The organism is Amycolatopsis balhimycina FH 1894, from assembly GCF_000384295.1.
GTDB lineage: Bacteria > Actinomycetota > Actinomycetes > Mycobacteriales > Pseudonocardiaceae > Amycolatopsis > Amycolatopsis balhimycina.
This window is the reverse complement of record NZ_KB913037.1, coordinates 9046097-9060846: the sequence shown is the minus strand read 5'-3', so window position 1 is coordinate 9060846 and position 14750 is coordinate 9046097. Positions and strand designations below refer to the sequence as shown.

The following is a 14750-nucleotide window of genomic DNA, read 5'->3' as shown; positions in this document are numbered from 1 at the left end:
CACCTCCCTCAGGGCAGTTTCGGTTCGACCAGCCCGGCCACCGTGCCCGCGCGGCGGCACGCGAGCGGGGTGTCCGAAAAGCCGGTGTTGCTGACGTCGATCTGGACGCTGGCCGCCTCACCCACGCCGAGCAGAAGGGCGCAGGTGCCGTCGGCGGCCTTCTTGTCCGCCACCTGCAACGCCGGGTGGCCACCGACCTTCGTCTTCGTGGCCGTCTTCTTCGCGACCTCGAGGTCGGCCAGGCCGTCGGTCTCGCTGAGGGTCACGGTGACGCCGAAGGCGCCGGGCACGGTCCAGTCGCAGGCCCGGGCGCCCGCGATGTCCTTGGGTTTGCCGGGCACGCTCACCCCGGCGGTCGACCGGTCCTGCGGGGTGAGCAGCGCACAGGGGTCGATCGCGGCGAGGCCCGTCCAAGCGACGACGGGCGGGGGAACCGGCGAAGCCGAAGCGTGCGTCGAGGCGTGGCTGACGGCCCCTGCCCCCGGCTGGTGCCCGCAGCCCGCGAGCACGAACAGGACCGCCGGCGCCCACAGGTACTTCTTCCGCACGCGCTCAGCCCCCCGAGCAGTCCACGCCGTCCGCGGCCTGCTCGTCGGCGTGCTGGTACTTCGCCAGCGCGTCGCCGATCCGGTGCTTGAGCGTCTCGAGCTCCTTGCCGAACGCGGTCAGCTGCTGGACGGCCGAGCCCTGCCCGCCGATGCCGTACTCGGCCATGAACTCACCGATCTCGCCGGCGTACCCACCGCCGAGCGGCACGGTCCGGCCGAGGACCTTGGCCTCGCGGACCATCTCGCCGACGACGTCCTGCAGTTCGCCGAGCTTCGCGTAAGCGTCCGTCGCGAGCTCGGGCGCGACCGCGAAGCCGCGCAAGTCGAACGGCGGCTGCGTTCGCACCTCGCTCATAACCGGTTACGCCTCTCCGAAAGCGGACACAGTCGGGCAACCTCGAACAAAGCCTACGACAGAGCAGAGGGCCAGCGGGAGCACCCAGAATCGGGTGAAAGACACCCGATCGGGGTATCGTCGCTGCTTGCGCAGGGTCATCGACCGCAGTGCCGGAGGAACGTCCCCGGCCATCGCGGGGTTCCGCCCCCCGGTTAGCCCGGGTTTGACACACTGGGTGGAAGGCTGGTCGCTGCGCGCGGACAGCAGCGAGGGGGCCGTTCGGCCCGGCAGTGCGCACAACGCGCGCGGCCATGCGCCACCAGGAGGTCGAGTGACGTCGAGAATCCAGTCTGCGGCGCCCGGATCGGGCGAGCAGGCATCCGAGCGACCGCCCTACCCGGCGGAGTCCTCGGTCAACGGCCGGTCCCCCGGCCGTCCCGGCAGAGTGCCGCTGGACGAACTGCACGAGACCGCCCGGCGGATCGCCGCCAACGTGGAGCGGGTGCTCGTCGGCAAACCCGACGTCATCCGGATCGCGCTGGTCACCCTGCTCGCCGAAGGCCACCTCCTGGTCGAGGACGTGCCCGGCGTCGGCAAGACGTCGCTGGCCAAGGCGCTGGCCCGGTCGATCGACTGCACGGTCAGCCGTATCCAGTTCACCCCCGACCTGCTGCCGAGCGACGTCACCGGCGTCTCGATCTACAACCGGCAGAGCGGCGAGTTCGAGTTCCGGCCCGGCCCGGTGTTCGCGAACATCGTGGTCGGCGACGAGATCAACCGCGCCTCGCCGAAGACGCAGTCGGCGCTGCTCGAGTGCATGGAAGAGCACCAGGTCACCGTCGACACCTCGACCTACCACCTCGACGAGCCGTTCATGGTGATCGCCACCCAGAACCCGATCGAGATGGAAGGCACCTACGCGCTGCCCGAAGCCCAGCGGGACCGGTTCACCGCGCGCGTCTCCATCGGCTACCCCGACCAGCAGGCCGAGCTGGCCATGGTCGACGAGCACGCCGGCCACAACCCGATGGACGATCTGCAGCCGGTTTCCGACGGCGAAACCGTGCACCGGCTGATCGAGACGGTCCGCAGCGTGCACATGGCGCCGGAGGTCCGCCGGTACGCCGTCGACGTCGTCGCGGCCACCCGGCAGGTCCCGGAGATCCGGCTCGGCGCGTCCCCGCGGGCCACGCTGCACCTCGTCCGCGCGGCCCGGGCGCAGGCCGCGCTGTCGGGCCGCGACTACGTCGTGCCCGACGACCTGCACACGGTCGCGGTCCCCGTCCTGGCGCACCGCCTGGTGCTGACCACCGAAGCCCACGCCGCGCGCCGCTCGGCGACCGACGTCGTGCGCGCCGTGCTGCACCGGGTGCCGGTGCCGCAGGGCTCCCGGCCGTAGTCCCGCCGAAAGGGAAGAGAACGGCATGCTGCGTGCCCTGTCCGGCCTGACCACCCGCGGCCGCTGCCTCCTGGCCGCGGGGATCGCCGCCGCGGTGTGCTCGCTGGTGCTCAACGAACGCGACCTGCTGCGGGTCGCGGTGTTCGTGGTGGCCCTGCCGCTGCTGGTCGCCGCGTTCATCTCGGCGACCCGGCTGCGCATCGGCGCCACCCGCGCACTGCACCCCCAGCGAGTCGCCGTCGGCGGCAACGGCGAGGTGCAGCTGGAACTGTGGCGCAGCGGCCGGCTCCCGGCCGGCGAGATCCTCCTCGAAGACGGCGTGCCGTACGCGCTGGGATCGCGGCCGCGGTTCGTCGTCGAACGGCTCCCGCACGACCGCCGCGTCGCGCTGCGCTATCCCCTGCAGCCCGTGCTGCGCGGGATCCAGCAGGTCGGGCCGCTGCGGGCGACCATCACCGACCCGTTCGGGCTGTGCGAGTTCGAGCGCGAGCTGATCGGGCACTCCCGGCTCGTCGTGGTGCCGCGCGTGGTCTCGCTGTGGGGCCTGCCGAGCGGGGCCGGCATCGGCGTCGGCGACGACGGCACGGTCCGGCTGCACGCCGGGCAGGGCGAGGCCGACGTGATCGTCCGCCAGTACCGCCAGGGCGACGACCTGCGGAAGGTGCACTGGCGCTCGACCGCCCGCCGCGACGAGATCATGGTGCGCGTCGAGGAACGGCCGTGGCGCGGCGGCACCACGGTGCTGCTCGACCACCGCGCCGCCGCGCACCACGGCTCCGGCCCGGCCGCCAGCCTGGAGTGGGCGGTGTCGTTCGCCGGGTCGGCCGCGCTGCACCTGCGCCGGTCCGGGCACCGCGTCCGGCTGGTCAGCGAGCACGGCGCCACGCTCGCCGACACCCCCGGCGACGGCGGCGACCACTACGACCACGTCGTGCTCGACGCGCTGGCCGCGCTGCAGCCCGCGCACCAGCGCGACATCACGCTGGCGAGCGACCCGGCCGACGGCCAGGAGCTGATCGCCGTGCTCGGCACGGTCAGCACCGAAGCCGTCCACGAGCTGACCCAGTTCCGCCCGCGCGGCATCCGCAGCCTCGCCGTCCTGCTCGACACGCCCACGTGGTCGGCCGGGGTGACCGCGCCGCAGCAGCGGGCCGCCGCCACCGAGGACTCCGCCGCGCTGCTGCGCGCGGCGGGCTGGGGCGTGGTCGTCGCCGGCCCCGGCTCGCCGATGCCGCAGGTCTGGGCCGAGCTGTGCCGCAGCGGCGCCGGCCGCGGCACGCTGATCGGGGGGCTGCGATGAACCCCGCCGCCCCGAACAACACCGCCGCCCCGCCGCGCAAGTTCGACCGGCCCGCGCCCCGGTCCGGGCGCCCGCTTTCGGCCTGGCGCAGCAGCGTCCTCGCCCCGGTCGCCGCCGGGATCGCGACGCTCTGCGCGGCGACGTCGGTGACGAGCGTCGTGTCCGGGCTGGCCTGGTTCGGCTACCTGTTCGTCGCGGTCCTGCTGATCGCCGCGACCGGGCTGGCGCTGCGCTCGCTGCAGGTGCCGACCGTCCTGGTCGGGCTTGGCCAGCTGATCGTGCTGCTCTTCCTGATCACCGGGGCCTTCACCACGCACGGGTTCCTGCAGGTCATCCCCGGCCCGGAGGCGTTCGGAGAGATCGGGACCACGCTTTCGGCCGCCGCCGAGCAGATCAGGGTGGGGCTGCCGCCGGTCGAGGGCAGCCAGCCGATCCTGTGCCTGGTGACGATCCTCGTCGGCCTGGTCGCCGTCCTGGTCGACACGCTGACGGTGTCCGCCGCGGCGCCCGCCGCGACCGGGCTCGTGCTGCTCTGCGTCTACGCCGTGCCGGCCGCGTTGAGCGAGGAAATGCTGCCGTGGTGGACGTTCCTGCTCGGCGGCGCGGCCTTCGCCGCCTTGCTGGCCGTCGACGGCAACCACCGGCACCGCCGCTGGCGCACCCGGGAAGCGCCGGGGCGCAGCGGCAAGCCGGGCGTGCTGTCCGCGCCGGTCGCGGTGGTCTGCGCGGCGATCGTGCTCGGCCTGTTCGGCGGGGCGATCACGTGGGTCGGCACGGTCGGGCGGATCCCGTTCGGCGAGGGCGGCAACGGCCCCGGCGCGGGGTCCGGCGGGTTCGGCATCCAGCCGTTCACCGAGCTGCGCGGCATGCTCGACCAGGGGACCAACCGCGAGCTGTTCAAGGTCCGCGGCCTCGGCACCGACCGGCGGCTGCTGCGCGCGATGACGCTGGACACCTACTACCCCAACAAGGGCTGGGGCCTGCACGACGAAGGCCGTTCACAGCAGGGCGTCCCGGTGGGGCCGCAGCTGCCGGCCGCGCCCGGCGACGACGGCAGCGGAGCCGCGCGCAAGATCGACGTCGAGCCGACGAGCTGGCGGGACAACTGGCTGCCGGTCTACGGCGCGCCCCGGCTCATCGACGGCGCGGCCAACGGCTACCTCTACGACCAGATCAGCGGCACGGTGTTCACCACGCGCAGCGAGGCTCCGCCGTCCTACACCGAATACGCGTCGCTGAGGGAGCCCACGGCCCCGGAGCTGCGCGTGACCCCTCGGGTCGACGACCTGCCCCCGCGCTACACCGAGATCGCCCGGGTCGACGACCGCGTCAGCGCGAAGACCCAGCAGCTGGTCGCCGGCTCGTCCAACGACTTCGACCGGGCCACGGCGATCTGGCGGTACTTCACGGCGCAGAACGGGTTCGTCTACGACACGAAGACCGCGCCGGCGAACGACGCCGACGCGCTCGCCGACTTCATCCTCAACGGCAAGCGCGGCTTCTGCGAGCAGTTCGCGTCGGCGATGGCCGTGATGCTGCGGGTGGCGGGCATCCCGTCGCGGGTGGCCATCGGCTTCACCCCGGGCGTCCAGGTCAACGACTACCTGTCGATCAGCACCCAGGACGCGCACGCGTGGGTCGAGGCGTACTTCGGCGGCAAGGGCTGGGTGACGTTCGACCCGACGCCGCTGTCCGACGGCCGCGGCATCACCCCGTCGTACCTGCAGGCCGGCGCCCAGGACGGCAACCAGCCGGACGACACGCAGGTGGCGCCGAGCACGGTCCAGTCGAGCGCCCCGCCGACCGGCGTCCCGCGGGACGCGGGCCAGAACGCGCAGACGCCGCAGGGCGCGAAGGAAGCGACCGGCAGCGACGACTGGCTGATGAACTTCGCGCTCTTCCTCGCCGCGCTCGGTGCGGTGGCGCTGTTCGTCGCGTCACTGCTGCGTGGGCTGCTCGACCGCGGGCGCCTCAACGCGCGGAGATCCGCGCCGCGTGACCTCGAAAGCATCCCGCCGCCCGAGACCGAACCGGCGGCCGGAGACCGGAGCGAAGGCGCGTTGCTCGTGCGGGCCCCTGCGCCCGTTACGGCGCCGTCCCGGCTCCAGGCGCTGCTCGGCTGGCTGCCGCTGCTGGCGGTGGGGTGCTGGATCGCCGCGCTCGGCTTCCTGGCGGCGACCGTGGCCTGGTGGCTGGGCGTCCTGGTGGTGCTCGTGCTGCTGCTGTTCGCGGGCCCGGCCATGATCCGGGAGGCCGTCCGGCGACGGCGGCTGCAGCGGATCCTCCGTCAGCAGTCCGGCGCGGCCGACGCCGCGTGGGACGAGCTGCGGGCCGAGTGCGCCGACCGCGGCCTGCCCATCCCGACCAGCGACACGGTCCGGGTGGCGAGCCAGAAGCTGGCCGCGAAGCACCACCTCGACGACGAAGGCCGCGAAGGCCTGCGAACGGTCATCGGTGTGCTGGAGCGGTCCTGGTACGGCGAAGACGACGCCCCCCAGCCCGAGCTGCGCCCCGCGTTCGAGAGCCTGCGCCGCAGCCTGCGCCGCAACGCACCGATGTCCTGGAAGGGCCGCCTGTTCCCCCGTTCGGTCTTCCGCAACCGCGACTGACCCCGTGTTCCGAGCGCCATCACGCGTGATTGAAGGGTCAGCACGCGTGATTGAAGGGCCGACACGAGCTTGCCCCTGTGTCGGCCCTTCAATCACGCGTGTCGGCTCCTGAATCACGCGTGCCGACCTGCTGATCACGCGAGTTCCGCCGTCGATCACGGGAGTTGCGCCGTCGATCACGGGAGTTGCGCCGTCGATCACGGGAGTTGCGGGGCTGATCACGCGAGGTGCGGATTCGATCACGCGGCTCACCCGCGTGGGGGTCACCCGCTGTCACCGGCGCCGGGCGGGCCTCGGCGCGCCGGGAAGAGCACACAAGAAGATCCGCGTCCTGCCTGGTGGCGGGACGCGGATCTCGTGGCTTGCGGCGCTACTGTTCCTCGAATCGCTGGCGGAAGCGCTCCTCCATCCGCTGGGTGAAGGAGCTCCGGTGGCCCGACTGCTTGCCGCGGGAACCGGATCCACCACCCTTGCCGTCCGCGTCGGCGCCGTGCCGAATCGATGTGACGGCCAACATGACCCCGAAGAACATCACGAGGAACCCGAGCACGCTGATCAGCGGGATGTCGGCCACCCTGAACTGCGGCACCACCACGCCCAGCACCAGCAGGGCCACGCCCACTACGAACAGGGCGATGCCCTGAATACGCCGTCGGCGAGCGGGGCGACGCAACCGGGTGCCACGCACCGTGGATGCGAACTTGGGGTCCTCGGCATAGAGCTCGCGCTCGATCTGATCGAGCAGCCGCTGCTCATGCTCGGAGAGTGGCATCTTTCCTCCTCCGGCACAGCTGTCGCGGGCGCCGGGCCGCGCAACGTCCTGGACCCAACAGCCAACCCCAGGCGGGGTGGCACTGTCCAGGATACGAGGCCCGCGCCCGGACGACTACCCGATCCCGCATCCAGTAGGGATCGAATTGGGCTAATTCCCTCCCGATCGGGGTTGCGGACGGTCACGACCGCCGGATCACGGCTCCCGCGGCGCCAGCAGCGAGGCCGGCCGCACCGCCGCGGAACCGAACTTCGACCGTGCGATGTCGGCCGCGACCTCGGCGTCCCGCCACCGCGGCGCCGGGGAGTCGAACACCAGCTGCTCCCCAGCCTCGCCCGTGTCGAGGCCCTCGACGCGGACGCCGATCAGCCGCACGGCGCCGGTCGGCGCGTGCTCGGTGAGCAGCGCCACGGCGACCGCGTGGATCTCGCGCGCGACGTCGGTGGCCGAAACCAGCGTGCGGGCCCGCGTGATGGTCCGGAAGTCCGCGAACCGGACCTTGATCGAGACGGTCCGGCCGCGCACGCCCCGGGCCCGCAGCGTCGCGCCGACCCGCTCGGCCAGCCGCAGCAGCTCCAGCCCCAGCTGGGCCCGGTCGTGCCGGTCGACGTCGAAGGTGTGCTCGGCGCCGATCGACTTCTCCGGCGAGTCGACCACCACCGATCGTTCGTCGATGCCGTGCGCGAGCCGGTACAGGTGCTCGCCGATGGCCGTCCCCAGTGACTTCTTCAGCCGCTCCGGCGGGAACGCGGCGACATCGGCGATCGTGTCCAGGCCCAGGCGCCGCAGGTGTTCCTCGGTCCGCGCCCCGACGCCCCACAGCGCCGAGACCGGGAGCGGGTGCAGGAAGTCCAGGGTCTCGGCCGCCGGCACGACGACCATGCCGTCCGGCTTCGCCATGCCCGACGCGAGCTTCGCCACGAACTTGACCTTCGCGACGCCGACCGAGCAGGTGATCCCGTGCTCGGCCGCGACGCGTGAGCGGAGCTGCGCGCCCAGCGAAGCCGGCGTCGCGCCCAGGCGGCGCAGGGCCCCGCTGACGTCCAGGAAGGCCTCGTCGAGGCTCAGCGGCTCGACCAGGGGCGTGAGCTCGCGGAAGATGCCCATGACGCCGCGGGAGACCTCGCCGTAGAGCCCGGCGGTCGGCGGGATGTTGATCAGGTGCGGGCACAGCCGCTTGGCCGTCGAGAACGGCATCGCCGAGCGCACGCCGAACTTCCGCGCCGGGTAGTTCGCGGCGGCCACGACGGCCCGCGGCCCGCCGCCGGACACGACGACCGGCTTGCCGGCCAGCTCGGGCCGGGTACGCAGCTCGACGGACACGAAGAACGCGTCCATGTCGACGTGCAGCATTCCGCACCCGGCGTCGTCCGGCAGCGGTTCCCCCGGCCGGACCCGGAACCGGCCCATCCCGCCCGGCAGCTCAGCGTTTCGCCCCACGCCCGGCACGCTACCGGCCGGCACCGACAGTTTCGGATCACGGTGCGGTACGGGTCAGGCGGGGCGCGCCACCGCGTGCAGCCGGCCGGCGATGTCCCGCAGCACCGGCGTCCCCGCGGCGACCCGCTCGAACGCCGCCAGCTCGTCGTCCCGGACGTCGCGGTTGACCAGGTCGGCGATCACCCGGTCGCCCTGCAGCAACGTCACTTCGAGGCCGGCGGCCTCCAGGCCGGCACGGAGACCGGCGGCGGAGTAGCGCCGCAGCACCGTGTCACCCGCAACGACCCCGTCGGCGCTTTCGAGCAGCTGCCGCGCCTCGTCGACCCGGCCAGCCAGCGCCCGGTGGAACACTGCCGCGTGCCGGTTCGCGACCAGCACCGACACCGCGCCGCCCGGTGCGACCGCCGTGGCCAGGGCCGAAAGCACCGCGGCCGGGTCGTCGACGATCTCGAGCAGGCCGTGCGCCAGCACCAGGTCGGCCGAACCGGCCTCGACGTGCCGGCCGAGCGCGTCGGCGTCGTCCGCGATCACCGTGATCAGCTCGGAGACGCCTTCCTCTCCGGCCCGCCGTTGCAGCGTGGCCAGGGCGTTCGGGCTCGGCTCGACGACCGTCACCCGGCAGCCCGCGGCCGCGAACGGAACCGCCCAGCCACCGCTGCCGCCACCCACGTCGACGACGTGGGGGTGCTCGGCGCCCCGGGCGCGGACGGCCTCGATCTCGGCCTCGAGCACCCGGCGGACGGCACCCGAACCCCGGGCGGCCACGGTCTCCGTCTTCATGTCGCACAGGGTAGTGCCCGCCCTCGCCCACCCACCGGCCTCCTCCCTTCGAGTGAACGGCCCTTGCCCGGCGGCGCCTTTCGCCCGCACCCGTAGGCTGGTCATCGTGCACACGGTCGCCGTACTCAGCCTCAAGGGAGGCGTCGGCAAGACGACGGTCGCTCTCGGTATCGCCTCCGCCGCCTTGCGTAGGGGCACGCGGACGCTGGTGGTCGACCTCGACCCGCAGGGCAACGCCACCACCTCGCTCGACCCGCCCTACACCGACGCGACCCTCGCGGACGTGCTCGAGACCCCCACCCGGGCGATGCTGGAACGCGCGATCGCGCCGAGCGTCTGGAGCGAGGACGTCGACGTCCTCGTCGGCGCCGAAGAGCTGGAACTGCTCAACGACCCCGACGCCGACAGCGACCGGCTGGCGAACTTCTCCCGCGCGCTGGACGAGCTGCACCGCACGCCGCTGCGCGAGACGCCGTACGAGCTGGTGATCCTGGACTGCCCGCCGTCGCTGGGCCGGCTGACGAAGTCGGCGCTGGTCGCCGCGGACAGCGCGCTCATCGTCACCGAGCCGGCGATGTACGCCGTCGCCGGGGCGACGCGGGCGCTGGAGGCGATCGAGAAGATCCGCAAGGAGCTGAACCCGGACCTGCGCCCGATCGGCGTCCTGGTCAACAAGCTGCGCGTGCGGTCCTACGAGCACCAGTTCCGGATCGCCGAGCTGCGCGAGAACTTCGGCTCGCTGGTGATGCCGACGGCGATCACCGACCGGCTGGCGGTGCAGCAGGCGCAGGGCGCGTGCAGCCCGATCCACGAGTGGCACTCCCCCGGCGCGCAGGAGATCGCGCTGACGTTCAACATGGTGCTGGCGAAGATCCTGCGCTCCAACCGGGCGGGCCGCCACCGGATCGCCGGCGAGGAACCCGAAGGCCCGGACTGGCCCGAGGGCCCGGCGCCGGAGACCCCCGAGGCTCCGACCGAAGTGTCCGAATCCGCCGGGTGAGCCGTGCCCGAAGGTGACACCGTCTACCTCGTCGGAAAGCGCGTCGACCAGGCATTGGCCGGCAAAACCCTGCTGCGCGGGGAGTTCCGAGTGCCTCAACTGGCCACTGTGGACCTCGCCGGGCGCGAGGTGCTCGGGGTCGGGACGGTCGGCAAGCACCTGTTCACCCGCTTCTCCGGCGAGCTGACGCTCCATTCGCACCTGATGATGGACGGCATGTGGGACGTCAACGCGCGCGGCGCGCGGTGGCACCGGCCCGCCCACCACGCCCGGGTGATCCTGACCGCGGCCGACGTCGAGGTGATCGGTTTCCGCGTCCACGACCTCAAACTCGTGGCCACACCGAAGGAACACGACCTCGTCGCCCACCTCGGACCGGACCTCCTCGATCCACAGTGGACAGAAGAGCACGCGGCGCGCGCGGCGGCGGCCCTCGCCGCCGACCCGGCCCGCGAACTCGGGCTCGCCCTGCTCGACCAGCGTGTGATGGCGGGCGTCGGCAACCTCTACAAGTGCGAGATCGCCTTCCTGCTCGGCGTGACGCCGTGGACTCCGGTGTCCGAAGTGGACGCCGCGCGCACGGTCGCGCTCGCCCGGAAGCTGCTGGTGACCAACGCCGCGTCCGGGCGCTTCACGCAGAGCACCACCGGCCACCTCGACCGGAAGCGGAAGAACTGGGTCTACGAACGGACCCGGCAGGGCTGCTTCCGCTGCGGCGGCAAGGTCCTCGTCGGCACCCAGGGCCACGACGTCCGGCGCCGGCCGACGTGGTTCTGCCCGAAGGACCAGGCCGGGCCGTACCCGCCGGAGTAGGCGTGTTCGCGGCCGGCGAACGGACCGGGCGGCCGCCCAGTGAGATCACCGCCGTCCCAAGAATGACGTTGCACGACACCGCGAACTTCACCTAGCGTGGAAGTACACGAGAGAGGAGGTGGTCCAAAGTTGTATTCCAACAGGACTCGTGAGGTGGCTGTCCGCTAGCGGATGGCACGTGGAGGACTTTGAGCAGCGATACACCTGAGCCACCTTCGGCTCATCGCCTGCTCCACGTGATGCCTGATAGCGAATACCAGGCAGTCACCGTGCCCCCGGGGTTCCCGAGCACCAGTCCGGCTCGGGCTCAGGCGTTTGACGGCGCCCGAGAGACACCCCGGGGGTTCCTCATTGACCAATCCGGCCAAGAGCAGGCCGCCCCCGGCGCGGCACGTAACCGTTGCTACGAAGCCATGCGGCCGTGACTGTGGCCGGATTGGTCATGACCGGCACAGTCGCTCATTTGTGCAGGTCATGCCACCCGGCGTCGCAGAACGACCATCCGGCGATCAGCGTTTCGCCGTCCTGTCCCCCGGACGGCTGAAGGTCGCTAGCCTGGAAGCATGCTCCGGCCCGACTACCCGATCACCACGGCGCGCCTGCTCCTGCGCCCGTTCAGGCCCGACGACCTCGACGCGCTGAACTCCTTCCAGTCCCGCAAGGATGTCGCCCGCTACCTCTATTGGGGCCCGCGCAGCCGCGCCGAATCGGCCGCGGCACTGGCGAAACGGGTGCACAGCTCGACGTTGACGAAGGAAGGGCAGTTCCTGGCCGTGGCGGTCGAGCTGGCCGCGACGGGACAGCTGATCGGCGACCTGAACCTGGAGTGGCTCAGCAGCGAGCACCGGCAGGGCGAGATCGGGTTCGTCTTCCACCCGGACCACCACGGCAAGGGCCTGGCCGCCGAGGCGGCCCGGGAGCTGCTGCGGCTCGGCTTCGAGGATCTGGGGCTGCACCGCATCGTCGGCCGGTGCGACGGCCGCAACACCGCCTCCGCCACGCTGATGGAACGCCTCGGCATGCGCAAGGAAGCGCACCTCAAGGAGAACGAGATCGTCAAGGGCGAGTGGACCGACGAGCTGGTCTACGCGATGCTCGAGGACGAGTGGAAGGACCTGCAGGCCGCCGGCGCGTAGTGGTGCCGTTCACGCGGAAGTGACGCTCCGGTCGCGGGTCCCGGGCGATTTGGCAGCATGGGGGCGTGTTCTTCGACAAGATCGTCCGCCCGGCGCTGTACCGGCTGTCCTACCACGACCCCGAACTGGTGCACGAGCGCACGATCGGCGTCCTGTCCCGGCTCGGCAAGGTCGCGCCGGCGGTCGGCGGCGCGCTCCGCGTCGACGACCCGGTGACCGTGCTGGGCCTGCGGTTCCCCAACCGCGTCGGCCTGGCCGCCGGGATGGACAAGAACGGCCGCGCGCTGCCCGCGTGGGCCGCGCTGGGCTTCGGATTCGTCGAGGTCGGCACGGTGACGCGGCTGGCGCAGCCGGGCAACCCGAAGCCGCGGCTGTTCAGCCTCCCCGCCAGCGACGCGGTGATCAACCGCATGGGCTTCAACAACGACGGCGCGGAAGCCCTCGCGGCGAAGCTCGCCCGCGACGGGAAACCGGGCGTCCCGCTGGGGATCAGCATCGGCAAGTCGAAGGTGACGCCGCTCGAGGACGCCGTCGAGGACTACCGGTTCTCGCTGCGTGCGCTGCACCCGTACGCCGACTACTTCGCGATCAACGTCAGCTCGCCGAACACGCCCGGGCTGCGGCAGCTGCAGGACCGCGCGGCGCTCGGCGAGTTGCTGGGCGAGCTGCGTTCGACGTCTCTCGAGCTCGCCGGTGACGGTTCGCCGACACCGGTGCTGGTGAAGGTCGCGCCCGACCTGACCGACGACGCGCTCGCCGAACTGCTGGAGGTCGCGCTCGCCCACGGCGTCGCCGGGATCATCGCCACGAACACGACGCTGTCCCGCGACGGCATCGCGCCCGCGGAAAGCGGCCTGGCCGGACAGGCGGGAGGACTGTCCGGCCGGCCGCTGACCACCCGCGCGGCCGAGGTCGTGCGGTTCGTGCACGACCACACCGGCGGGAGCCTGCCGATCATCGGCGTCGGCGGGATCATGGGCCCGGACGACGCGCTCCGGCTCGTGGACGCCGGCGCGTCGCTCGTGCAGCTCTACACGGGCTTCGCGCTGCACGGGCCGGGCCTGGTGCGGCGGGTCAGCCGGGGTCTCGCAACCCCGCGGTAGACGCGAACCGCACGTAACCGCGCCAGGATTCGTAGCGGTCCAGACCGGGCCCGTCCGCGGTGAGGCAGCGGACGGCCGGCGCGGCGGTGCCGTCGTCCAGTTCGACACGGTCCAGCACGAAAGGCTCCTCGAGCGTGGCGGCGAACCGCTCGAAGGCGGCCGGGGAAAGCCGCCAGCGCTCGCCGTCGAGACTGGCGCCGCCCGCGAGCACGCCCGGCTGCGGCGGCTCCGTCCCCAGCAGCACCATCCGGTAGCCCTCGATGGTCCGGACCGGCCCGGTGAACCGGGCGCCGAGGCCGGTGAGCACGGCGTTGAGCGGCTGGCCGCGCAGGTGGGCGCCGAACACGACGACGTCCTCGCCCGGCTCGGGGTAGTGCGACATCGGCTCGTCCGTGCAGACGGTCGCGAGGTCGAGGCCGATCTGGTCCTCGAACGCCCGCGTCAGGAAGGTGACGCCGAACGGGCGGCGGTCGCCGGGCAGGACCGGAACGGTGACCCCGGCGACGTCGAGCAGGTTCGCGAAGGCCGTGCAGGAGGCCAGGCGGTGCCCCACGCCGGCCGGGTCGGCCAGGGTTTCGGTGATCCCGGGGTGGTCCGGCACGGTGGGCACGAGGAGCGCGTCGAAGCCTTCGGGTCCTTGCGCGGAGCAGGTGACCGGTTCGAGCACGACGCCGGCGGCGCGCAGGCGGCCGAGGACGCTCCTGAACGCGATGCTCGCCGCTTCGCCCAGGGGCAGGTCGACCGTGAACGCGATCCGCGGGTGCTCCCCCGTACCGAGGCGGACGTCGGCGGGCCAGGTGCGCGTGGCCGGGTCGACGTCGTCCGGGCCGGTCATCAGGGCGAGGGCGCGGCGGGCGGCGACCAGGCCGCTTGCGTACACCGAGAGGCCGTCGGAGGCCTGGATGCCCGTCATGGGCAGCAGGCCACGCGTCGGTTTCACCGCGGCGACGGCGTTCAGCGCGGCCGGGACCGCGCCCCCGGTGCTCAGCGCCAGGTCGACGATGCCGAGCGCGACGGCGACCGCCGCACCGCCACCGCCGACCTTGGTGCGGTCCCAGGCCGAGGCGATCGTGGCGGCGCCGGTCTTGCCGAGCACCACGGCGCCGGCGGAGGTGAGCCGGGTGACGACCGTGGCGCTGGCTTCCGGGACGCGGCGGCCGGACGGCTGCTTCGCGACGTCGACCAGGTCCTGCACGGCGAGGACCGTGCCGGCCAGCGGCAGGTCCTCCCCGGCCTTGACGCGTTCGTCGACGGCCTTCGCGTCGACGAGGACGTCTTCGACGGCGCGGAGGGTGGTCCAGAGTTCGGGGCGGTTGGCCTCGGTGATGCGCTCGAAGGCCGCGATGACGCGCTGGGAGGCGGTGGGCGGGGGTGGCGGCACGGGATCCGGATCCGGCGGGAGCGTGTTCACGGGGCGTCCTTTCCTCGGCGGGTCGAGAAAGTCCACTGTGTACGGTCGGCGCCGGCGAACCTCAGTGCACGGCGGGCCTCCCGGCGAGTGACACCTCTGCAT

Annotated in this window: 13 protein-coding genes; 7 read left to right on the top strand and 6 right to left on the bottom strand. The window is 72.6% G+C overall.

The window, feature by feature from the left end:
- Window positions 1-8: 8 nt before the first annotated feature.
- Together A3CE_RS0141820 and A3CE_RS0141815 are read right to left on the bottom strand one after the other, a co-directional pair.
- Complete coding sequence (locus A3CE_RS0141820) at window positions 9-548, bottom strand: DUF3558 domain-containing protein (protein WP_020646080.1); 540 nt, start codon at window positions 546-548, stop codon at window positions 9-11.
- A gap of 4 nt (window positions 549-552) precedes the next feature.
- On the bottom strand, window positions 553-903 hold the full coding sequence (locus tag A3CE_RS0141815) for a hypothetical protein (RefSeq protein ID WP_020646079.1): 351 nt from the start codon (window positions 901-903) through the stop codon (window positions 553-555).
- 313 nt (window positions 904-1216) lie between these two features.
- Here A3CE_RS0141815 and A3CE_RS0141810 point away from each other — a divergent pair, with 313 nt between their 5' ends.
- From A3CE_RS0141810 to A3CE_RS0141800, 3 genes are read left to right on the top strand one after another with little or no spacing between them, the layout of a single operon-like run.
- Entirely contained in the window at window positions 1217-2284 is a 1068-nt protein-coding gene (locus A3CE_RS0141810; RefSeq protein WP_026469371.1) for an AAA family ATPase, read from the top strand.
- A gap of 25 nt (window positions 2285-2309) precedes the next feature.
- The gene (locus A3CE_RS0141805) at window positions 2310-3584 is read left to right on the top strand and encodes a DUF58 domain-containing protein (protein WP_020646077.1); all 1275 of its coding nucleotides are present in this window, start codon (window positions 2310-2312) and stop codon (window positions 3582-3584) included.
- Window positions 3581-6193: a transglutaminase TgpA family protein gene (locus tag A3CE_RS0141800; RefSeq protein WP_020646076.1), complete on the top strand. Its 2613-nt coding sequence runs from the start codon at window positions 3581-3583 to the stop codon at window positions 6191-6193. The genes A3CE_RS0141805 and A3CE_RS0141800 overlap by 4 nt, the downstream gene beginning before the upstream one ends.
- 370 nt (window positions 6194-6563) lie before the next feature.
- Here the strand turns inward: A3CE_RS0141800 and A3CE_RS0141795 are convergent, their stop codons facing one another.
- From A3CE_RS0141795 to A3CE_RS0141785, 3 genes are all read right to left on the bottom strand, one after another.
- Window positions 6564-6965, bottom strand: coding sequence for a DUF3040 domain-containing protein (locus A3CE_RS0141795; RefSeq protein WP_020646075.1), 402 nt, complete (start codon window positions 6963-6965; stop codon window positions 6564-6566).
- Window positions 6966-7160: 195 nt separating this feature from the next.
- Window positions 7161-8375 carry a DNA polymerase IV gene (locus tag A3CE_RS0141790; protein ID WP_020646074.1) on the bottom strand — a complete coding sequence of 405 codons (1215 nt, stop codon included), beginning with the start codon at window positions 8373-8375 and terminating at the stop codon, window positions 7161-7163.
- Window positions 8376-8459: 84 nt separating this feature from the next.
- Window positions 8460-9185 (bottom strand): methyltransferase domain-containing protein, encoded by a 726-nt coding sequence (locus tag A3CE_RS0141785; protein WP_020646073.1) that lies wholly within the window; start codon window positions 9183-9185, stop codon window positions 8460-8462.
- A 106-nt stretch (window positions 9186-9291) separates the two neighbouring features.
- Here A3CE_RS0141785 and A3CE_RS0141780 point away from each other — a divergent pair, with 106 nt between their 5' ends.
- The 4 genes from A3CE_RS0141780 to A3CE_RS0141765 all read left to right on the top strand — a co-directional run bounded on the left by A3CE_RS0141780 (window position 9292) and on the right by A3CE_RS0141765 (window position 13237).
- Window positions 9292-10185, top strand: a complete 894-nt coding sequence (locus A3CE_RS0141780) for a ParA family protein (protein WP_020646072.1) — start codon at window positions 9292-9294, stop codon at window positions 10183-10185.
- Window positions 10186-10188: 3 nt separating this feature from the next.
- A complete protein-coding gene (locus A3CE_RS0141775) occupies window positions 10189-10998 on the top strand; it encodes a DNA-formamidopyrimidine glycosylase family protein (protein WP_020646071.1) in 810 nt (269 codons plus the stop codon).
- Between the two features lie 563 nt (window positions 10999-11561).
- On the top strand, window positions 11562-12134 hold the full coding sequence (locus A3CE_RS0141770) for a GNAT family N-acetyltransferase (protein WP_020646070.1): 573 nt from the start codon (window positions 11562-11564) through the stop codon (window positions 12132-12134).
- Between the two features lie 65 nt (window positions 12135-12199).
- Window positions 12200-13237, top strand: a complete 1038-nt coding sequence (locus A3CE_RS0141765; RefSeq protein ID WP_020646069.1) for a quinone-dependent dihydroorotate dehydrogenase — start codon at window positions 12200-12202, stop codon at window positions 13235-13237.
- On the opposite strand, the gene A3CE_RS0141760 is transcribed toward A3CE_RS0141765, so the two are convergent.
- Window positions 13209-14648: an allophanate hydrolase-related protein gene (locus A3CE_RS0141760; RefSeq protein ID WP_020646068.1), complete on the bottom strand. Its 1440-nt coding sequence runs from the start codon at window positions 14646-14648 to the stop codon at window positions 13209-13211. The genes A3CE_RS0141765 and A3CE_RS0141760 overlap by 29 nt on opposite strands.
- Window positions 14649-14750 lie beyond the last annotated feature (102 nt).

Excerpts from the sequence above, each read along its gene's own strand:
- A3CE_RS0141815 (WP_020646079.1), bottom strand. The coding sequence starts at position 903 with ATGAGCGAGGTGCGAACGCAGCCGCCGTTCGACTTGCGCGGCTTCGCG.
- A3CE_RS0141805 (WP_020646077.1), top strand. The coding sequence starts at position 2,310 with ATGCTGCGTGCCCTGTCCGGCCTGACCACCCGCGGCCGCTGCCTCCTG.
- A3CE_RS0141800 (WP_020646076.1), top strand. The coding sequence starts at position 3,581 with ATGAACCCCGCCGCCCCGAACAACACCGCCGCCCCGCCGCGCAAGTTC.
- A3CE_RS0141795 (WP_020646075.1), bottom strand. The coding sequence starts at position 6,965 with ATGCCACTCTCCGAGCATGAGCAGCGGCTGCTCGATCAGATCGAGCGC.
- A3CE_RS0141790 (WP_020646074.1), bottom strand. The coding sequence starts at position 8,375 with ATGGGCCGGTTCCGGGTCCGGCCGGGGGAACCGCTGCCGGACGACGCC.
- A3CE_RS0141785 (WP_020646073.1), bottom strand. The coding sequence starts at position 9,185 with ATGAAGACGGAGACCGTGGCCGCCCGGGGTTCGGGTGCCGTCCGCCGG.
- A3CE_RS0141770 (WP_020646070.1), top strand. The coding sequence starts at position 11,562 with ATGCTCCGGCCCGACTACCCGATCACCACGGCGCGCCTGCTCCTGCGC.